We start from the raw sequence: 19,031 nt of genomic DNA, 5'->3' as shown, positions 1-19,031 counted from the left end.
GATTTAGGGGGGGATCGGCATGGCCGACAAGTTCGATGCGATCGTCATCGGCTCAGGCGTGAGCGGCGGATGGGCGGCGAAGGAACTGACCGAAAAGGGATTGCGCGTCCTCATGCTCGACCGCGGGGTAATGGTCGAGCATGGCGAAAATTACGATTATGACGGCAAGGCGCCGTTCGAGATCCCGGCACGCGACATCATGCCCAAACCGTTGATCGATAGCGATTATTTCATCGCCAAGAACGGCTATATCGCGCCGTCCAGCCAGAAATTCTACAATAACGATCGACTGAACCCCTATGCCTATGGCGAGGGTGACAAATTCTACTGGATCCGCCCCGGCGCGGTCGGCGGCAAGTCGCTGATCTGGGGGCGGTGGAGCTTCCGCTGGAGCCCGGAAGATTTCGAGGCGAACAAGAAGGAAAATGTCGGGATCGACTGGCCGATCCGCTATGACGATCTGGCGCCGTGGTACGATTATGTCGAGCAGGTGGTTGGCGTCTCCGGATCGCGCGAAAACCTCCCCCAGCTGCCCGACAGCCTGTTCCAGCCGCCGATGCAGATGAACGTTGCGGAGAAATGGCTCAAGGAAAAGCTCGAAGCGAGCTCGCCCGGGCGAAAGCTCATTCCGTCGCGCCTGTCCAACATGACCGAGGACAAGCCCGAACAGGGGCGCAGCAAATGCCAGTTTCGCAATCAGTGCGGGCGCGGCTGCTCGTTCGGCGCGTATTTCTCGACCCAGGCGGTGACCTTGCCGCTGGCCCGCGCCACCGGACGGCTGACGCTGCGCCCGGATTCGGTGGTCACCAGCCTTGAATATGACGCGCCGCGCCGCCGCGTCACCGGTGTGCGCGTGATCGATGCCAAGACAAAGCAGGTCGAGATCATCCCGGCGCGGATGGTGTTCCTGTGCGCGTCCGCAATGGCATCCACCCAGATCCTGATGAACTCGCGCGTGCCGGGCAGCGGCAAGAGCCATTTCGACAGCAGCGGGACGCTCGGCCGCTATGTGATGGATCACATCTTTCGCGTCGGCGCTGCGGGTGACATTCCCGGGTTCAGCGAGTTTATCGAATATGGGCGGCGGCCCGGCGGCGTCTACATCCCGCGCTTCCGCAATGTCGGCGGCGAGGAAGGCGTCGGCTTCCGCCGCGGCTATGGCTATCAGGGCAGCGCGCGGCGCGAGCCGGTCCCGCCCAAGGGCTTTGGCGCATCGATGAAGCAGGGTATGCGCGACTATGGCCCGTGGAAATTCGCGATGGGCGCGTTTGGCGAATGCCTGCCCTATGAGGATAACCGCGTCAGCCTTCACGCGGACAAGGTCGACCGGTTCGGCGTCCCGCTGATGCGCTTCGACGTGCGCTTCCGCGACAACGAGATCCGCATGATGGACGATGCGCGGACGGAAGGCGAAAGGATGCTGCGCGCGGCGGGCCTGCTCAACGTGCACAGCTGGCGCGGCGAGCATGTGCCGGGCGACGCCATCCACGAGATGGGCGGCGCGCGCATGGGCCATGACCCGCGCGAGGCGGTGCTCAACAAATGGAGCCAGGCGCACGACGCGGCGAACCTGTTCGTCACCGACGGCGCGCAGATGGCGTCGGTGTCGTGCGTCAACCCGTCGCTGACCTTCATGGCGCTGACCGCGCGTGCGGCCGATCACGCGGTCAAGCAGTTGAAGGGCGGCGCGATCTAGGTCGTCCGGTCCTGACCTGCCATTGCGCCACGCCCGCAAGGGCGGCGGAAAGGCGCGCGCGACGGGGTGCGGTCCCATCGGCGGGCAACCATGGTCGCCTGGCTAATCCGGTATTAGCCAGGCTGAGTGACACTTCGCTAGCAACGTTGTGAGTAAGCCTGCAATTTGAAACGACGGAGCCGGGGCCGGAGCTGCGAACACTCTTGGTTCGGTAAATGTCCGCTTGCGGGAGTGTTGCCTGTGACTGTCGACCACTTGCCGGAAACGACGCTGCAGCCCGACGAAGATCGCCGCGCTGACAATCGCACCACGACTCTGTTCCAGGTCGCAAGGCTGCTGACCGAGGCGGGCGCGCAGCATCTGTGCCTGATCCGCAACATCGGCTCGGGTGGCATGATGCTTGAAATCTACGCGTCGCTCGAACCGGGGACGCGGGTGCGCATCGAGCCCAAGGTTTGCGATCCCGTGGCCGGGGTGGTGCGCTGGACCCAGCCGGGCCAGGCCGGGATCGCTTTTGACGATCCGATCGACGTGCACACCTATCTCCACACGCACAATGTCTTGCTGCCCGATCAGCTGCCGCGTTGCCCGCGCGTGACGACGACGTTGCGGGCGCGTCTGCGGATCGGCGCCGTCTGGCACTTGGTCCCGCTGATCGACCTGTCGCAGGGCGGGGCCAAGGTCGAAACCGATCTTCCGGTCGAACTGGGGCAGGGGGTCGAGATCGATATTGCCGATATCGGTACGCTGGGCGCGCATGTCCGCTGGGTGCGCGGCGAGCGGATCGGGCTGATCTTCATCAATCCGCTGCGGCTGGCGCGCGTCGCGCAATGGATCGCGATCCATGGCGCGGAGCAGGGCGATGTACGCGCGGCATGACCGCGCTCAATCGATCGTGCGCCCCAGTTCGCGGTTGAGCCACAACGCCACCAGTGTGCCGACCGCGCCGGACAGCAGGTAGGCACCCGCCGCCAACAGGCCGAACTCTGCCGACAGCCACAAGGCCGCCAGCGGCGCGAAGCCGGCGCCGAACAACCAGGCAAGGTCAGACGTCAATGCCGAGCCGGTATAGCGGTGCCGCTGCTGGAAACTCGCCGAGAGCGCGCCCGACGACTGGCCGAAGGTGAGGCCGAGCAAAGCGAAGCCGAGCAGCATGAAAGCCGCCTCGCCAGCCTCGCCCATCTCCAGCAGCTGCGGCGCGAAGCCGCTGAACGCCGCGATGGCAGCGGCGGTCGCAGCGAGCACGGTGCGGCGCCCGACGCGGTCGGCAAGATAGCCCGAAGCGATGATCGCGCCGACGCCGAGCGCGGCGGCGACTGCCTCGATCGCGAGGAAGCGGACCGGCGATTCTTCGGTGTAGAGAAACACCCAGGACAGCGGGAACACCGTGACCATGTGGAACATGGCGAAGCTCGCCAACGGGGCGAACGCGCCGAGGATGATCGTGCGCCATTCCGACCGGATCGTTTCGGTCATCGGCGCCGGCTGAAGCTCGCGGCGCTCGAACAGGGTGGCATATTCCGGCGTCACCACGATGCGCAGCCGCGCGAACAGCGCCACGACGTTGATCGCGAACGCGACGAAGAACGGGTAGCGCCAGCCCCAGTCGAGGAAGTCCTGCGCCGGCAGGGCTGCGATCAGGAACATGAACAGCAGGCTGGCTACGATCAGGCCGAGCGGCGCGCCCAGCTGGGGGATCATCGCGTACCAGCCGCGCTTGCCCTCAGGTGCGTTGAGCGCGAGCAGCGAGGCGAGGCCATCCCACGATCCGCCCAGAGCCACGCCCTGACCCATGCGGAACAGCGCGAGCAGCAGTGCCGAGCCAACGCCGATCGACGCATAGCCGGGCAGGAAGGCGATCGCGGCGGTCGACCCGCCGAGCAGGAACAGCGCGATGGTCAGCTTCGCCCCGCGGCCATAGGCGCGGTCGATCGCGGTGAAGATCATGGTGCCGACCGGCCGCGCGACGAATGCGAGCGCGAAGATCGCGAACGACCACAGAGTCCCCTGCAGCGGGTCGAGATGCGGGAACACCAGCGACGGGAACACCAGCACCGAAGCGATGGCATAGACGAAGAAGTCGAAGAATTCGGACGTGCGCCCGATCACCACGCCGATCGCGATCTCGCCTGGCGCAATCTTGTGCCCGTCCCGCGGGCCATCGGAATTGACCGCGCGCGCATCGCGCTCGGCTTCGGTCGTGGGGACGGTCTCGGCGCTCATTCCAGTCTTCCCGGCTTGCCCCGCTGACGCGGCGCGACTCACTCATGCGGGCCAGTGTCGGCTTCCCGCAGCGAAAACGCACTGCTGCATTGATGGGCATCAAGGGATTGGACAAAATGTCCTATGTGCGCGCCGGGGGCAGGGGCGTAGGCGCGGGATCATGGCCCAGAACCCTGTCCGATTCCGCCATCGCCTTCGCCCCCTGCTGGCGCTCGCCGCGCTGCCTTTGCTGTCCGGCTGCGGGCTGATCGTCCTCGACCCCGCCGGTGAAGTGGCGCGGCAACAGGGCAATCTGGTGATGATTTCCACCGCGCTCATGTTGCTGATCATCGTGCCGGTGATGGCGCTGACGGTGTTCTTTGCCTTCAAATACCGTGCGGCCAATCAAGACGCGCCCTATGATCCCGACTGGGACCATTCGACCCAGCTGGAGCTGGTGATCTGGGCCGCGCCGCTGCTGATCATCATCTGCCTTGGCGCGCTGACCTGGGTCGGCACGCATCTGCTCGACCCCTATCGCCCGCTCGCTGCCGCTGAAGCCAAAGGGCCGGGCGCGCCCGAGACCGACCGCGAAAAGCCGCTGGAGGTGCAGGTCGTGGCGCTCGATTGGAAATGGCTGTTCATCTACCCCGAACAGGGGATCGCGACGGTGAACGAATTCGCCGCGCCGGTTGATCGCCCGATCCGCTTCCGCATTGCGTCTTCGACCGTGATGAACAGCTTCTACATCCCGGCGCTTGCGGGCCAGATTTATGCGATGCCGGGCATGGAAACCAAGCTGCACGGCATTTTCAACCAGACCGGCAATTTCGTCGGCTTCTCCGCCAACTATTCGGGCGCTGGCTTCTCCAACATGCGTTTTGCCGCGAAGAGCATGGAGCGCGGCAAGTTTGATGAATGGGTGGCGCAGGTGAAGGGTAATGCCACGCCGCTCGACCGTGCGACCTATCTCAAGCTCGAAAAGCCGAGCGAAAAGGAGCCGGTGCGCCGCTTCGCGCAGGTCGAGCCGAACCTGTTCGACCGCGTCGTCAACCTCTGCGTCGAGCCGGGCAAGATGTGCATGCACGACATGATGGCGATCGACGCGCGCGGCGGGCTGGGCCTGGCCGGGACCTATAACGTCCGCGACCTTTCCTATGACAAATTCGCTGCGCGCGGCACGCTGCCGACGCTCAACACCCGCTATGTCGCCGCCGTCTGCACCACGCCGATGGTGCCGATGACCGGCCCCGATCCCATGCCGGTGGACAGCACCCCGCTGACCGGCGCCGGCCTGTCGCGCGTGCGCCAGTCGACCCCGCCGATCGCGCGCACCGCGATGACCGACCTTCCCGCCCTTCCGGAAAGCTGAGCAAGCCCGTGTCCGATCCCATTGCGCATCCCGCCCCGTCGGTCGATCCGATTTTCGGTCGCCTGTCGCTCGACTCGATCCCGCTGCACGAACCGATCCTGATCGTCACCTTTGCGGTGGTCGCGATCGGCGGCCTCGCCATGATGGCGCTGCTCACCAAATATCGCCTGTGGGGCTATCTGTGGAAGGAGTGGTTCACGACCGTGGACCACAAGAAGATCGGGATCATGTACATGATCCTGGGCCTCATCATGTTCCTGCGCGGCTTTGCCGATGCGATCATGATGCGGTTGCAGCAGGCGATGGCGTTCGGCGGGAGCGAAGGCTATCTGAACGCGCATCATTACGACCAGATTTTCACCGCCCACGGCGTGATCATGATCTTCTTCGTGGCGATGCCGTTCATCACGGGCCTGATGAACTATGTCGTCCCGCTGCAAATCGGCGCGCGCGACGTTAGCTTCCCGTTCCTCAACAATTTCAGCTTCTGGATGACCGCGGCGGGCGCGGCGCTGACGATGGTGTCGCTGTTCGTCGGTGAATATGCCCAGACCGGCTGGCTCGCCTATCCGCCGCTGTCGGGGATCACCTACAGCCCCAATGTCGGCGTCGACTATTACATATGGTCGCTACAGATAGCGGGCGTCGGCACGACATTGTCCGGCATCAACTTGATCGTAACCATCCTGAAGCTGCGCGCGCCGGGCATGGGCCTGATGAAGATGCCAGTGTTCACCTGGACGTCGCTGTGCGCCAACATCCTGATCGTCGCCAGCTTCCCGGTGCTGACCGCCGTGCTCGCGTTGCTCGGGCTCGACCGCTATGCCGGCACCAACTTCTTCACGAACGACTTCGGCGGATCGTCGATGATGTACGTGAACCTGATCTGGATCTGGGGCCACCCTGAGGTTTACATCCTGATCTTGCCGCTGTTCGGCGTGTTCAGCGAAGTGACCTCGACCTTCTCGGGCAAGCGGCTTTTTGGCTATACCTCGATGGTTTATGCGACGGTGGTCATCACCATCCTGTCCTACGTCGTGTGGCTCCACCACTTCTTCACCATGGGGTCGGGGGCGAGCGTCAACAGCTTCTTCGGCATCACCACGATGGTGATCTCGATTCCGACGGGTGCGAAGCTCTTCAACTGGCTGTTCACCATGTATCGCGGGCGCATCCGGTTCGAGCTGCCGATGATGTGGACGGTCGCCTTCATGCTGACCTTTACCATCGGTGGCATGACCGGGGTGCTGCTTGCGGTTCCGCCGGCGGACTTCGTGCTGCACAATTCGCTGTTCCTGATCGCGCATTTCCACAATGTGATCATCGGCGGCGTGCTGTTCGGCCTGTTCGCGGCGATCAATTACTGGTGGCCCAAGGCGTTCGGGTTCAAGCTCGACAAGAAGTGGGGCCTGGTGTCCTTCTGGTGCTGGGTCGTGGGCTTCTGGCTCGCCTTTGCGCCGCTGTATATCCTCGGCCTGATGGGCGTGACGCGCCGGATGCGGGTGTTCGACGATCCCAGCCTGCAGATCTGGTTCATCATCGCCGGTATCGGCGCGGCGACGATCGCGGTCGGCATCTTCGCGATGCTGGTGCAGTTCGCGGTCAGCATCTGGAAGCGTGAGGAGCTGAAGGTCGATGGCGACCCGTGGAACGGCCGCACGCTGGAATGGGCGACCAGCTCGCCCCCGCCGGAGTATAATTTCGCCTTCACCCCGCGCATCCACGACCTCGACGCGTGGTACGACATGAAAAAGCGCAACGCCGCGCGTCCGGTCGACGGCTTCCGCGACATCCATATGCCGCGCCCGACCGGTGCCGGGATCATCCTGTCGGGCATCAGCCTGGTGAGCGGCTTTGCGCTGGTGTGGCATATCTGGTGGCTGGTGATCGCGGCGTTCGTCGCGCTGCTCGCGACCGCGATCATCCACACCTTCAACTATGACCGCGACTTCCACATCCCGGCGGCAACCGTCACCGAGGTTGAGGACGCCCGCACCCGCCAGCTGGCCGCCGGAGCCGCCGCATGACCGCCGTGACCGCAGACCCGAACACGCCCCCCGTCTTTTACGAGCTGGAGGAGCATCCGCACCCCGAGGGGCACAGCACGATGCTGGGCTTCTGGATCTATCTGATGAGCGACTGCCTCATCTTTGCGATCCTGTTCGCCTGTTACGCCGTGCTGGGCGGCAATTACGCGGCGGGGCCGGGGCCAAAGGACCTGTTCGACCTCAAGCTGATCGCGCTCAACACCGCGATGCTGCTGTTCTCGTCGATCACCTATGGCTTTGCGATGCTGTCGATGCAGCTGGGCAAGGTTCGCGCGACGCAGGGCTGGCTGGCCGTCACCGGCCTGTTCGGCGCGGCGTTCCTGGGCATCGAACTCTATGAGTTCCACCATCTGATCGAACTGGGCGCGACGCCGCAGCGCAGCGCGTTCCTGTCGGCCTTCTTTACCCTCGTCGGCACCCACGGTTTGCACGTCACCTTCGGCCTGATCTGGCTGGTGACGCTGATGGTTCAGCTGGGGCGCAAGGGGCTGATCCCGGCCAATCAGCGCCGGGTCGCGTGCCTTGGCATGTTCTGGCACTTCCTCGACGTCATCTGGATCGGCGTCTTCACCTTTGTCTATCTGATGGGGATGCTGCGATGAGCGCGCACCATGACGAGCACCACGCCGCCGCCGAGCTGCCGCACGCGACGCTGCGCGACTATGTGATCGGCTTCGTGCTGTCGGTGATCCTGACCGCGATCCCGTTCTGGCTGGTGATGACGATGCCGCTGAGTGCCGGGGTGACCGCCGCCGTCATCATGGGCTTTGCGGTGGTGCAGATCATCGTCCACATGATCTTCTTCCTGCACATGAACCCTAAGTCCGAAGGCGGCTGGACGCTGACCTCTCTGGTGTTCACCGTGATCGTGATCTTCATCATGCTCGCCGGCTCGCTGTGGGTCATGCACCACCTCAACAGCAACATGATGCCGCAGCATCTGGAGCAGCAGGTTCCGTGAAGCTCCGGCGCGCCGTGCCAGCGGCGCTGCTGCTGATGCTCGCCGCCGGGTTCGTGGCGCTGGGCATCTGGCAGGTCGAGCGGCGGGCGTGGAAACATGCGCTGATCGACGCGGTCGCAACGCGCAGCACCGCCGCGCCGGTCGCGGCTCCCGCTCCGGGAGTGGCGGTCAGCGCCGAGGCAGATGCCTATCGCCGTGTCCGCGTCACCGGCCGCTTCCTGCACGACCGCGAAACGCTCGTGCGTGCGGTCAGCGATCTGGGCAGTGGCTATTGGGTCGTCACCCCGCTGGATACCGGGCGCTTCACCGTGCTGGTCAATCGCGGCTTTGTGTCCCCCGACCGGCGCAACGCCGCCACCCGTGCGGCGGGCAATGGGGCGGGGCCGGTGACGGTCACCGGCCTGCTGCGCGTGACCGAGCCGGGCGGCGGCTTCCTGCGCAGTAACGATGCGGCGTCGGACAATTGGTATTCGCGCGATGTCGCCGCGATCGCCGCCGCGCGAGGGCTGAACGACCCCGCGCCCTATTTCATCGATGCCGACGCCGCGCCCAATCCGGGCGGGTGGCCGCGCGGCGGGCTGACCGTGCTGCGCTTCTCCGACAATCACCTGGGTTATGCGCTGACGTGGTTCGCGCTGGCGCTGCTGTCGCTGGGCGCCATCTGGCTGGTGTTGCGCAAAGCGTCGGTTGCGCCCAACAAGGACGCGTGAACCGGCAGATCCTTGAGCCCGCCTTTCAGCCGGCGGATGCGGGGCGGCGCAACATGCTGCTGCTCACGCAATTGCGCTGGCTGGCGGTGGGCGGACAGCTGGTGACGGTGGCAGTGGTCAAGTTCGCGCTCGGCATCGACCTGCCGATGACGCAGCTGCTGATGTCCACCGCGACGCTCGCCGCGCTCAACATCGCCAGCCATGTGCTGATCGCCAGCGGCGCGCGCTTCAGCGATGGAGCATTGGCCGCCGCCCTGCTGTTCGATGTCGGCGCGCTGACGGTGCAGCTCAGCCTGTCGGGCGGCATCACCAACCCGTTCGCGGCCTTGTTCCTGCTGCACATCGTGCTCGGCGCGGTGCTGCTGCGGCCCTATTACCCATGGACGATCGTCGCCGCGACTTTGATCGCGCTCGGCATCCTCGCGCTCGATCCGACGCCGTTGGTGCTGCCGCCCGATCTGCCGGTCGATCCGGTCAATCTCTACCTGTTCGGCGGGTTCGTCTGTTTCGTGCTGATCGCGGTGCTGCTGGTGGTGTTTATCGGCCAGATCAGCCGCAACCTGCGCACCCACGACGCCGCGCTCGCCGCCGTCCGCCAGCGCGCGGCGGAGGAGGACCATATCGTGCGCATGGGCCTGCTCGCATCGGGCGCGGCGCATGAGCTGGGGACGCCGCTGTCGCTGCTGTCGGTCGCGATCGGCGACTGGCGCGCGATGCCGCGGCTCAGGGACGATGCCGAGCTGCAGCAGGAGCTGGCCGAGATGGACGGGGCGGTGCGCCGCTGCAAGGCGATCGTCAGCGGCATCCTGATGTCGGCGGGCGAGGCGCGCGGCGTGGCGCCGGAGGTGACCAGCGTGCGCCGCTTCCTGACCGAAATCGTCGCCGACTATCGCGCCAGTCTGCTCCCCGGCACGCTCGATTTCGACGACCGCTTCGGCGCGGACGTCACCATCGTGTCCGATCCGGCGCTGCGCCAGGTGATCGGCAACGTCATCGACAATGCGATCGAGGTGTCGCCCGGCACCGTGACCCTGACCGCGCTGCGCGAGGAGGACGCGCTGGTGATCGAGATCGCCGATCGCGGCACCGGCTTCGCGCCCGAAATCCTCGCGACTTTCGGCCAGCCCTATCGCTCGACCAAGGGCAAACCGGGCGGGGGCCTTGGCCTATTCCTGCTGGTCAATGTCCTGCGCAAGCTGGGCGGCGAGGCGAGCGCGGAGAACCGGCTGGACGGCGGCGCGCGGGTGCGCATCGTCCTGCCACTCGCCGCGCTGGCGATGGCGGCACCGCGATGAGTGCGCGGCTGCTGATCATCGTCGAGGATGACGAGGCATTTGCCCGGACGCTCAAGCGCTCGTTCGAGCGGCGTGAGTACACCGTGCTGTGGGCGGCGAACCATGACGAGCTGGCGGCGCTGCTGGCCGACCACGCGCCGGATTTCGCGGTGGTCGACCTGAAGCTCGGCGGCGCATCGGGGCTGGCGTGCGTCCAGACGCTGCGGGCGAGCGATGCGGACATAAAGATCGTCGTCCTCACCGGCTTCGCCAGCATTGCGACCGCGGTCGAGGCAATCAAGCTCGGCGCGAACCACTATCTCGCCAAGCCATCGAACACCGATGATATCGAGGCCGCGTTCGCGCGCGTCGATGGCGATGTCGATGCCCCGGTCGACGGCCGCACCTCATCGATCAAGACGGTCGAGTGGGAACATATCCACCAGACATTGGTCGAGACCGACTTCAATATCTCCGAAGCCGCACGGCGGCTGGGAATGCACCGACGGACGCTGGCGCGGAAGCTGGAGAAGCGGCCGGTGCGGTAGGGGGGCTATCAAGGAGGGATGGGAAGCGAACTCACTTCATTCCTGCCAGATAAAGATCTTCTCACCGCGACGCCAGGCAGCAACTGTCCAGACAAGATAGACTGCCCAGCCGAGTCCGAGGATAGCGTAAAATACCCCTTCTCCCGCTTTCTCCGGAATGCTCGACCCCAAGTAGAGCGCTATTAGGCATAGCATAAGCGTTGATCGTTCAGTCATGCTTCGCACCTCCTATGGTCCTCGCGCGCGGAAGAGGTATGCGTATGACGCCGCCGTCCCGGTCCGAAATAGCCTCGTCTGCAGCCACCTCGCTCTATGCGTACGGCGTCAAATTATCCCCCCCCCCGCCAGGGGGAGGTGGCACCCCGGACTTGATCCGGGGTGACGGAGGGGGATGACGTCTGTGTCTTCAACATCTTGCCACATCGCTTCCTCCCCCTCCGTCGCCTTCGGCGCCACCTCCCCGTGGCGGGAGAGTATAGATGCCACCCTTGCAGCCCGGCGCGCGCAAAGGCATGGCGCGGGGCACGAGAGAGGAAATCCGATGCGCCTGCGCTCCTTGTTGTTCGTCCCCGGTGACCGGCCCGACCGGATGGAAAAGGCGCTGGCCAGCGGTGCCGATGCGCTGATCCTGGACCTTGAGGATTCGGTGACGCCGGAGCGCAAGGGCGACGCGCGCGCGGCGGCGGCGGCATTCCTCGCACCGCAGCATGGTGGCCCGGCATTGTGGGTCCGCATCAACCCGCTCGACAGCGGCATGACGCAGGACGACCTTGCCGCCGCGCGTGGGGCCGACGGCATCGTGCTGCCCAAATCGGCGAGCGGGCAGGATGTCGCCGCGCTCGACGCAATGCTCGCTGGCGTGGCCGCGCGCATCCTGCCAATCGCGACCGAAACGCCCGCCGCGATCTTTGGCCTGGGCAGCTATGCCGGCTGCTCGCCGCGCCTCGCCGGGATCACCTGGGGGGCGGAGGATCTGCCCGCCGCGATCGGCGCGCAATCCTCGCGTGAGGCGGACGGGCGCTATACCCCGCCCTATGAGATGATCCGCGGCCTGACCCTGTTTGGCTCACACGCTGCCGGCGTCGCGCCGATCGAGACGGTCTATCCGAACTTCCGCGATCTCGACGGGCTGGCGGCCTATTGCGCGCGGGCGATGCGCGACGGCTTTACCGGCATGATGGCGATCCACCCGGCGCAGGTGCCGGTGATCAACGCCGCCTTCACCCCATCCGAAGTAGCCATCGCGCATGCGAAGGCAGTCGTCGCCGCCTTCGCCGCCAATCCGGACGCGGGGGCGTTGCAGCTCGACGGCAAGATGATCGACGCGCCGCACCTGAAACAGGCGCAGGCGCTGCTTGCCCGTGCGGGAGCGGCATGACGCCAGACTTTCACCACGATGACCTGAATCGGCTGGAGCGGGCGGGGCGGCTGCGGTCGCTGAGCCCCCGCACCGGGCTGGATTTTGCGTCGAACGACTATCTCGGCCTCGCCAATGACCAGCGGCTGCGCGATGCGGTGGCCGATGCGGTTGCGCGTGGCGTGGCGGTCGGGTCGGGCGGATCGCGGCTGCTGCGCGGCAACGATCCCGAGATTGCGGCGCTGGAGGCCGAAGCCGCTGCGCTGTTTGGCGCGGAGGCCTGCCTCTATTTCGCCACCGGCTTTGCCGCCAATGTCGCGCTGCTGGCGACGCTGCCGCAGCCGGGCGACCTGATCGTCCATGACGCCATGATCCACGCCAGCATGCATGACGGCCTGCGCCTTTCGCGCGCCCCGGCGGTGGCGACGGGACATAACGATCCGCAGGCGGTGGAGGATGCGATCCGGGCGTGGCGCGCGCAGGGCGGGACGGGCACGCCATGGATCACCTTCGAGACGCTCTATTCGATGGATGGCGATTGCGCGCCCGTGGCCGAGCTGGCGGCAGTGGCGGCGCGGCATGACGCGATGCTGCTGGTCGACGAGGCGCATGCCACCGGCGTGTGGGGTGCGCACGGACGCGGGCTGGCGGAGCAACTGGAGGGCGCGGAGAACGTCGTCGCGCTCCACACCTGCGGCAAGGCGCTGGGCTGTCAGGGTGCGCTGGTCACCGGCTCGCGCGTGCTGATCGATTTCCTGATCAACCGCGCGCGCCCCTTCATCTTCTCGACCGCGCCATCGCCCCTGCTGGCGAGCGCGGTTCGCGCGGCGCTGCGCATCGTGGCGGAGGAGCCGGAGCGGCGCGCACGGCTCCATGCGCTGATCGCCCATGCCGAAGCGGTACTCGCTCCGCATGGCGTGACGGCGACGGGGACGCAGATCCTCCCGCTCATCATCGGCGACGATGCGGCGACGATGGCGCATGCGGCGGCGGTGCAGGCGCGCGGCTTCGACGTGCGCGGCATCCGCCCGCCCACGGTCGCGCCGGGCACCGCGCGGCTGCGCATCACGCTGACGCTGAACGTCACCCCGCAAGACATTGATTCACTGGCAGAGGCATTGGCATGATCGTCGTCACCGGTACCGATACCGGAGTGGGCAAGACCGTCGCATCGGCGACGCTCGCCTGGCGGCTGGGCGCGACCTACTGGAAGCCGGTGCAGGCCGGGCGCGAAGAGGCGGAGAGCGACCGGGAAGCGGTCGCGCGGCTCGCGGGCGTGGAAACGCTGCCCGAAGCCTATTTCCTCGAAACCCCCTGCTCTCCGCATCGCGCGGCGGAGATCGATGGCGTCACCATCGACCCCGCGCGCCTGACGCCACCGGCGGGGCGGCTGGTGATCGAGGGTGCGGGGGGCGCGCTGGTCCCGGTGACCCGCGACCTGCTCTACGCCGACCTGTTCGCGCGCTGGGGGCTGCCGGTGGTGATCGTCGCGCGCACCGCGCTCGGCACGATCAACCATAGCCTGATGACGATCGAAGTGCTGCGCGCGCGTGGCGTCACCGTCGCCGGAATCCTGTTCTCCGGCGACGAAGTCCCCGACAGCCAGGCGACGATCTGCGCGATGGGGCAGGTCGCGTCGCTCGGCCGCCTGCCGTGCCTCGACCCGCTGACCCCGGACAGCCTGCGTGCGGCGGCGGCGCAGCTCGATCTCGGGCCGCTGGCATGACGTCACCCGTCTGGCATCCCTTTACCCAGCATGGCCTCAATGAGCCGGTGCCGCTGGTGACGCATGCGCAGGGCGCGATCCTGCACACCGCCGATGGCCGCCGCGTGATCGACGCCATCTCGTCCTGGTGGGTGACGACGCACGGCCATTGCCACCCGCGCATCATGGCGGCGATCCGCGCACAGAGCGAGAAGCTCGACCAGCTCATCTTCGCCGGCTGGACGCACGAGCCCGCCGAGACGCTGGCGCGCGACCTCACCGCGATGATGCCGCCCGCGCTGACCAAAGTGTTTTTCTCCGACAGCGGATCGACCAGTGTCGAGGTGGCGCTGAAGATGGCGCTCGGCCATTTCGCCAATCGCGGCGAGGATCGGTCCCGCATCATTGTGATGGAGGGCAGCTATCATGGCGACACGATCGGCGGCATGTCGGTCGGCGCGCGCGGCGTGTTCAACAAGAGTTACGCCCCGTTGCTGTTCGACGTCGACGTCATCCCGTTTCCGGAGCGCGGTCGTGAGCCGCTGACGATGGCGGCGCTCGAACAATTCTGTTCGCAATCGCCCCGGCCCGCCGCGCTGATCGTCGAGCCGATGATATTGGGTGCGGGCGGCATGCGCATCTATCTGCCCGGGGTGCTGCGCGCGATGCGCGATATCTGCGCGGCGCATGGCGTGCTGTTCATCGCGGACGAAGTGATGACCGGCTGGGGCCGTACCGGGGCGCTGCTGGCGTGCGAATGGGCGCAGATAGTGCCTGATCTGCTGTGCCTGTCGAAGGGGCTGACCGGCGGGGCGCTCCCGCTCGCGGTGACCATGGCGACCGAGGAAATCTTCGCGTCGCATTTGGGCGAAGACCGGTCGCGGATGTTTTTCCATTCGTCGAGCTACACCGCCAACCCGATCGCCTGTGCTGCCGCGGTCGCCAACCTCGCCATCTGGCGCGAAGAGCCGGTGCTCGAACGCGTTGAGAACCTAGTCCTGCGCCAGACCGATCTCAGCGCCCCGCTATGCAGCAAAGTGTCCAACCTCCGCCAGCTCGGCACGATCGTCGCGATGGAGCTGGAGGACCGCGCGGGCAGCTACATGTCCGCACTCGGCCCGCGGCTGATGGCGTTCTTCCGTGAGCGCGACGTGCTGCTGCGCCCGCTCGGCAACACGGTCTATGTCATGCCGCCCTACAGCATCGCCGACGATGACCTGGCGCGGGTTTATGCGGTTATAGGGGAGGCGGTAGACGCGCTCTAGGCCGCGCGCAGATCGGACAGGAAGCTGCGCACCGCGCCGTCCAATGCGCTGGCCTCGGCGTGGATGCGGTGGGCGAGGCCGCTCATCTCCTGCGCGCTCTGCGTCGCCGATCCCGCGCAGCCGCTGATCGCCGCGACGTCGTCCGCGATCAGCGCGCCGGCGCTGACCGTTTCATCGACCGTTGCGGCGATCAGGCGCGTCGTGTCGCGCTGCGTCGCCACGGCATCTTCGACCGTGTCGCACAGCCGCGCCATCGCCGCGATCGCCCGTTCGACCTCTTCATGCCCGCCCGCCACTTGGGCGATGCCGTCACAGATTTCGGCGACATGGGTGTTGATGCGCCCGGCGGCGGTCCCGGCCTGGGTCGCCAGCGCCTTGACCTCATTCGCGACCACGGTGAAGCCGCGCCCGGCCTCGCCTGCGCGCGCCGCCTCGATCGTCGCGTTGAGCGCGAGCAAATTTACCTGTCCGGCAATCTCGCCGATCAGCGCGATCACCGCGTCGATCGACTGGGCCGACCGCATCAGCTGACGCATCCGCGCGCCGCCTTCGCCGACAAGGCTAACGGCGTGCTCGGCCGCGCGCTTGGCGCGCGCGGTGTCGCTGTTGATCGTGGCGAAGGCATCGGCGAGCATGCGCCCGCGTTCGGCAATGCCGTGCATCCCCAGGCTGGTCTGCGATGCCGCCGCCGCCACCGTCGCCGCCCGGTCGCCGGTGTCGGCTGCGCGCACCGCCGTGGCGCCGGCATGGGCGCCGATGCGCTGGGACAGGGTGCTCAGCGTCCCCGCGAGTGCCGCAACCTGCGTTTCGAACTGGCGCGACGCCGCCTCGATCCGCGCCGATCGGCGCAGCTGCGCGCGCGCATGGTTGAGCTCGCGTTCGACCGCCAGGCTGACGATGCGGCGGTTGGCGACCACCGCGAACAGCCGTCCGCGATGCGTTAGGATCATGCCCTCCTGCCCGCTGGCCGCGCGATAGGCGTCGAGCACAGCGCCGATCTCCTGACCGACCTCGGCTTGGGGACAAGGGCGGATATGCGCCGCGATCGCGCTGCCATAGGCCGGGTTGCGCATCAGCGCATGGCCGAACGGGTTGAGCAGCAGCCGCCGCACGTCCTTTTCGAACAGCGCACCGATCGCGCGATGGCTAGAATCGACGACCGGAAGCAGGCGCAGTTCCATGTTGGTCTGGAACATCTCGGTTGCGGTGAACAACGTATCGTGTTCGCGCAGGAACGGCGGGTTGCGCTCGGCCGTGGACAGCCATTCCCGCGTGGTCGACGGGGCGGGGGCGGAAGCGGGATCGGCAAGCGCGAACATGGCCTTGATCTAGGGACCGCAGGGTAAATGCGGCGTTATCCGGGCGTGACACTTCCGTTACAAATGGCGGTTTTCTGCGCCTTTTGTTCTATCCCGTCAGTTCGCCGCGATGCTGTGCCACCAAAGCGCCGAGCCATTCGGTAAACGCCGCGACCGGCGCGAAGTGGCGCGTCTCCTCATGCGTCACCAGCCAGAAGCTGCGCCGGATCGCAATGTCGGGCAGTATGCGAGTGAGAGCAGGATCGCCGTCGCCGATGAAGCAGGGCAGCACCGCGATTCCCGCCCCGGATGCAGTCATGCGATGCTGCGCATTGATGCTCGAAGAGCGCAATTGCGGCGCGGGGGCGCCCGGAATCTCGTCAAGATAGCGGAGTTCCGGCGCATAGAGGATGTCGGGAACATAGCCGATCAGCCGGTGCTCGCGCAGCTGTTCGGTAGCGGTTGGAATGCCCCGCGCGGCAAGATAGCTCCGCGATGCATAGAGGCGCAGACCGTAATCGGCGAGCTTGCGGGTCAGCAGCGGGCCCCGGCGCGGGCGGGCGAGCAGCACCGCGACATCGGTTTCGCGCCGCGTCGGGTTGAGGAAACCGCTGCTCGCGACCAGGTCGACCGACAGATCGGGATGGGCATCGGCAAGGGTGCCGAGATGCCGTCCGACGAACCAGCTGCCGAACCCCTCCGACACGCTGACACGCACCGTGCCGCGCACCGGCCCGCCCGTCTCGCGTTCGCCGATCGCGGCGGCGGCACGCTCCATCGCACGCGCATGGGTCAACAGCCGCTCACCCGCAGGGGTCAGCGCCTGACCATCCGGCCCCTGCTCGAAGAGACGCTCGCCGACGGCCTGTTCGAGGCGGCGGAGGCGGCGGCCAGCGGTGGTGGCGTCGATCGACAGGCTCTGCGCCGCCTTCGCCAGTTGGCCGGTGCGGGCGATGGCGAGGAAGATCGGGAGGTCGCTCCAGTCCATCGCCTGCAAATATGCAGCTATGCCCTGCATGTCGATGGGTTGCCGCCCGTCACTCCACCGGTGCATCACGTTCCCAAATAGGAGAGGCCCATGCGCGAGATCACCCATTTCATCGGCGGCAGCGCCAGCGCGGGTACCGGCACGCGTCGGTCGGACGTGTTCGACCCCAATAGCGGCGCGGTGCAGGCGCAGGTCACGCTGGGCTGCCCCGACGACCTCGAAACGGCGATGCAAAAGGCGCTGGCTGCGCAGGGCGCATGGGCCGCGACCAACCCGCAACGCCGCGCGCGCGTGATGTTCGCGTTCAAGGCGCTGGTCGAGAAGCATATGGACGAGCTGGCGCACCTGCTGTCGTCCGAGCACGGCAAGGTGATCGCGGATTCGAAGGGCGACATCCAGCGCGGGCTCGAAGTCATCGAATTCGCCTGCGGGATCCCGCATGTGCTGAAGGGTGAATATACGCAAGGAGCCGGCCCCGGCATCGACGTCTATTCGATGCGCCAGCCGCTCGGCGTGGTTGCGGGGATCACCCCGTTCAACTTCCCGGCGATGATCCCGATGTGGATGTTCGGCGTCGCCATCGCCTGCGGTAACGCCTTCATCTTGAAGCCCAGCGAGCGCGACCCCAGCGTGCCGGTGCGCCTCGCCGAACTGATGCAGGAAGCCGGTCTGCCCGACGGTGTGCTTCAGGTCGTGCAGGGCGACAAGGAGATGGTCGACGCGATCCTCGACCATCCGGAGATCAAGGCGGTGAGCTTCGTCGGCTCGTCCGACATCGCGCATTATGTCTATCGTCGCGGCGTGGAGGCCGGAAAGCGCGTGCAGGCGATGGGCGGCGCGAAGAACCACGGCATCGTCATGCCCGACGCCGACCTCGATCAGGTCGTCAACGACCTCGCCGGGGCCGCGTTCGGCTCGGCGGGTGAGCGCTGCATGGCGCTCCCGGTCGTCGTGCCGGTGGGCGAGAAGACCGCGATTGCACTGCGCGAAAAGCTGCTGCCCGCGATCGAGGCGCTGCGGATCGGCGTGTCGACCGATGGCGAGGCGCATTACGGCCCGGTGGTGACCGCCGCACACAAAGCGAAGATCGAAAGCTATATCCAGATGGGCGTCGATGAGGGCGCCGAGCTGGTCGTCGACGGGCGCGGCTTCACGCTGCAGGGGCATGAAGACGGCTTCTTCGTCGGCCCAACCCTGTTCGATCGCGTGACGCCGCAGATGCGCAGCTATCAGGAGGAGATTTTCGGCCCCGTCCTCCAGATGGTCCGCGCTGACAGCTTCGAAGAGGCGCTGCGCCTGCCGAGCGACCATCAATATGGCAATGGCGTCGCGATCTTCACCCGCAATGGCCATGCCGCGCGCGAATTCGCGGCGCGCGTCAATGTCGGCATGGTCGGCATCAACGTGCCGATCCCGGTGCCGGTTGCCTACCACACGTTCGGTGGATGGAAGCGCAGCGCGTTCGGCGACACCAACCAGCACGGCATGGAGGGGGTCAAGTTCTTCACCAAGGTGAAGACGATCACCCAGCGCTGGCCCGATGGCGGAGTCGGCGACGCCGCCAACGCCTTCGTCATTCCCACCATGGGATGATGCGGGTGCGCCGC

17 protein-coding genes are annotated in these 19,031 nt (G+C 66.5%); 14 read left to right on the top strand and 3 right to left on the bottom strand.

Annotation, left to right across the window (positions count from 1 at the left end; genetic code table 11):
* The first annotated feature begins 19 nt into the window (after positions 1-19).
* Both ACO05N_RS18720 and ACO05N_RS18715 read left to right on the top strand, forming a co-directional pair.
* On the top strand, positions 20-1,696 hold the full coding sequence (locus ACO05N_RS18720) for a GMC family oxidoreductase (protein ID WP_422058486.1): 1,677 nt from the start codon (positions 20-22) through the stop codon (positions 1,694-1,696).
* Positions 1,697-1,936: 240 nt separating this feature from the next.
* On the top strand, positions 1,937-2,575 hold the full coding sequence (locus ACO05N_RS18715) for a PilZ domain-containing protein (protein WP_422058485.1): 639 nt from the start codon (positions 1,937-1,939) through the stop codon (positions 2,573-2,575).
* A 6-nt stretch (positions 2,576-2,581) separates the two neighbouring features.
* On the opposite strand, the gene ACO05N_RS18710 is transcribed toward ACO05N_RS18715, so the two are convergent.
* Positions 2,582-3,919: an MFS transporter gene (locus tag ACO05N_RS18710; protein WP_422058484.1), complete on the bottom strand. Its 1,338-nt coding sequence runs from the start codon at positions 3,917-3,919 to the stop codon at positions 2,582-2,584.
* A 160-nt stretch (positions 3,920-4,079) separates the two neighbouring features.
* Between ACO05N_RS18710 and cyoA the strand changes: the two genes are divergently transcribed.
* The 11 genes from cyoA to ACO05N_RS18655 all read left to right on the top strand — a co-directional run bounded on the left by cyoA (position 4,080) and on the right by ACO05N_RS18655 (position 15,138).
* Positions 4,080-5,270, top strand: a complete 1,191-nt coding sequence (gene cyoA / locus ACO05N_RS18705) for a ubiquinol oxidase subunit II (protein ID WP_422058483.1) — start codon at positions 4,080-4,082, stop codon at positions 5,268-5,270.
* Positions 5,271-5,278: 8 nt separating this feature from the next.
* Positions 5,279-7,297 carry a cytochrome o ubiquinol oxidase subunit I gene (cyoB, locus tag ACO05N_RS18700; RefSeq protein ID WP_422058482.1) on the top strand — a complete coding sequence of 673 codons (2,019 nt, stop codon included), beginning with the start codon at positions 5,279-5,281 and terminating at the stop codon, positions 7,295-7,297.
* Positions 7,294-7,920, top strand: coding sequence for a cytochrome o ubiquinol oxidase subunit III (cyoC, locus tag ACO05N_RS18695; RefSeq protein ID WP_422058481.1), 627 nt, complete (start codon positions 7,294-7,296; stop codon positions 7,918-7,920). The genes cyoB and cyoC overlap by 4 nt, the downstream gene beginning before the upstream one ends.
* A complete protein-coding gene (gene cyoD, locus ACO05N_RS18690) occupies positions 7,917-8,279 on the top strand; it encodes a cytochrome o ubiquinol oxidase subunit IV (protein WP_422058480.1) in 363 nt (120 codons plus the stop codon). The genes cyoC and cyoD overlap by 4 nt, the downstream gene beginning before the upstream one ends.
* A 35-nt stretch (positions 8,280-8,314) precedes the next feature.
* Positions 8,315-8,989: an SURF1 family protein gene (locus ACO05N_RS18685; protein WP_422058785.1), complete on the top strand. Its 675-nt coding sequence runs from the start codon at positions 8,315-8,317 to the stop codon at positions 8,987-8,989.
* On the top strand, positions 8,986-10,284 hold the full coding sequence (locus ACO05N_RS18680; protein ID WP_422058479.1) for an ATP-binding protein: 1,299 nt from the start codon (positions 8,986-8,988) through the stop codon (positions 10,282-10,284). The genes ACO05N_RS18685 and ACO05N_RS18680 overlap by 4 nt, the downstream gene beginning before the upstream one ends.
* Entirely contained in the window at positions 10,281-10,811 is a 531-nt protein-coding gene (locus tag ACO05N_RS18675) for a response regulator transcription factor (protein WP_422058478.1), read from the top strand. Before ACO05N_RS18680 ends, ACO05N_RS18675 begins: the two co-directional genes overlap by 4 nt.
* A 541-nt stretch (positions 10,812-11,352) precedes the next feature.
* The gene (locus ACO05N_RS18670) at positions 11,353-12,189 is read left to right on the top strand and encodes an HpcH/HpaI aldolase/citrate lyase family protein (RefSeq protein WP_422058477.1); all 837 of its coding nucleotides are present in this window, start codon (positions 11,353-11,355) and stop codon (positions 12,187-12,189) included.
* Positions 12,186-13,295, top strand: a complete 1,110-nt coding sequence (locus ACO05N_RS18665) for an 8-amino-7-oxononanoate synthase (protein ID WP_422058475.1) — start codon at positions 12,186-12,188, stop codon at positions 13,293-13,295. The genes ACO05N_RS18670 and ACO05N_RS18665 overlap by 4 nt, the downstream gene beginning before the upstream one ends.
* Positions 13,292-13,894 (top strand): dethiobiotin synthase, encoded by a 603-nt coding sequence (gene bioD, locus ACO05N_RS18660; protein ID WP_422058474.1) that lies wholly within the window; start codon positions 13,292-13,294, stop codon positions 13,892-13,894. Before ACO05N_RS18665 ends, bioD begins: the two co-directional genes overlap by 4 nt.
* Positions 13,891-15,138: an adenosylmethionine--8-amino-7-oxononanoate transaminase gene (locus ACO05N_RS18655; RefSeq protein WP_422058473.1), complete on the top strand. Its 1,248-nt coding sequence runs from the start codon at positions 13,891-13,893 to the stop codon at positions 15,136-15,138. The genes bioD and ACO05N_RS18655 overlap by 4 nt, the downstream gene beginning before the upstream one ends.
* On the opposite strand, the gene ACO05N_RS18650 is transcribed toward ACO05N_RS18655, so the two are convergent.
* Positions 15,135-16,457: a methyl-accepting chemotaxis protein gene (locus tag ACO05N_RS18650; RefSeq protein ID WP_422058472.1), complete on the bottom strand. Its 1,323-nt coding sequence runs from the start codon at positions 16,455-16,457 to the stop codon at positions 15,135-15,137. The two genes, ACO05N_RS18655 and ACO05N_RS18650, sit on opposite strands and share 4 nt — an antisense overlap.
* Positions 16,458-16,545: 88 nt before the next feature.
* Complete coding sequence (locus tag ACO05N_RS18645) at positions 16,546-17,424, bottom strand: LysR family transcriptional regulator (protein ID WP_422058471.1); 879 nt, start codon at positions 17,422-17,424, stop codon at positions 16,546-16,548.
* A gap of 90 nt (positions 17,425-17,514) precedes the next feature.
* Between ACO05N_RS18645 and ACO05N_RS18640 the strand changes: the two genes are divergently transcribed.
* Positions 17,515-19,017 carry a CoA-acylating methylmalonate-semialdehyde dehydrogenase gene (locus ACO05N_RS18640; RefSeq protein ID WP_422058470.1) on the top strand — a complete coding sequence of 501 codons (1,503 nt, stop codon included), beginning with the start codon at positions 17,515-17,517 and terminating at the stop codon, positions 19,015-19,017.
* Positions 19,018-19,031: the final 14 nt, after the last annotated feature.

The organism is Sphingomonas sp., from assembly GCF_965227385.1.
Lineage (GTDB): Bacteria > Pseudomonadota > Alphaproteobacteria > Sphingomonadales > Sphingomonadaceae > Sphingomonas.
This window is presented reverse-complemented; position numbering and strand designations above follow the sequence as displayed.

Excerpts from the sequence above, each read along its gene's own strand:
- ACO05N_RS18720 (WP_422058486.1), top strand. The coding sequence starts at position 20 with ATGGCCGACAAGTTCGATGCGATCGTCATCGGCTCAGGCGTGAGCGGC.
- ACO05N_RS18710 (WP_422058484.1), bottom strand. The coding sequence starts at position 3,919 with ATGAGCGCCGAGACCGTCCCCACGACCGAAGCCGAGCGCGATGCGCGC.
- cyoA (WP_422058483.1), top strand. The coding sequence starts at position 4,080 with ATGGCCCAGAACCCTGTCCGATTCCGCCATCGCCTTCGCCCCCTGCTG.
- cyoC (WP_422058481.1), top strand. The coding sequence starts at position 7,294 with ATGACCGCCGTGACCGCAGACCCGAACACGCCCCCCGTCTTTTACGAG.
- cyoD (WP_422058480.1), top strand. The coding sequence starts at position 7,917 with ATGAGCGCGCACCATGACGAGCACCACGCCGCCGCCGAGCTGCCGCAC.
- ACO05N_RS18685 (WP_422058785.1), top strand. The coding sequence starts at position 8,315 with ATGCTCGCCGCCGGGTTCGTGGCGCTGGGCATCTGGCAGGTCGAGCGG.
- ACO05N_RS18675 (WP_422058478.1), top strand. The coding sequence starts at position 10,281 with ATGAGTGCGCGGCTGCTGATCATCGTCGAGGATGACGAGGCATTTGCC.
- ACO05N_RS18670 (WP_422058477.1), top strand. The coding sequence starts at position 11,353 with ATGCGCCTGCGCTCCTTGTTGTTCGTCCCCGGTGACCGGCCCGACCGG.
- ACO05N_RS18665 (WP_422058475.1), top strand. The coding sequence starts at position 12,186 with ATGACGCCAGACTTTCACCACGATGACCTGAATCGGCTGGAGCGGGCG.
- bioD (WP_422058474.1), top strand. The coding sequence starts at position 13,292 with ATGATCGTCGTCACCGGTACCGATACCGGAGTGGGCAAGACCGTCGCA.
- ACO05N_RS18655 (WP_422058473.1), top strand. The coding sequence starts at position 13,891 with ATGACGTCACCCGTCTGGCATCCCTTTACCCAGCATGGCCTCAATGAG.
- ACO05N_RS18650 (WP_422058472.1), bottom strand. The coding sequence starts at position 16,457 with ATGTTCGCGCTTGCCGATCCCGCTTCCGCCCCCGCCCCGTCGACCACG.
- ACO05N_RS18645 (WP_422058471.1), bottom strand. The coding sequence starts at position 17,424 with ATGGACTGGAGCGACCTCCCGATCTTCCTCGCCATCGCCCGCACCGGC.
- ACO05N_RS18640 (WP_422058470.1), top strand. The coding sequence starts at position 17,515 with ATGCGCGAGATCACCCATTTCATCGGCGGCAGCGCCAGCGCGGGTACC.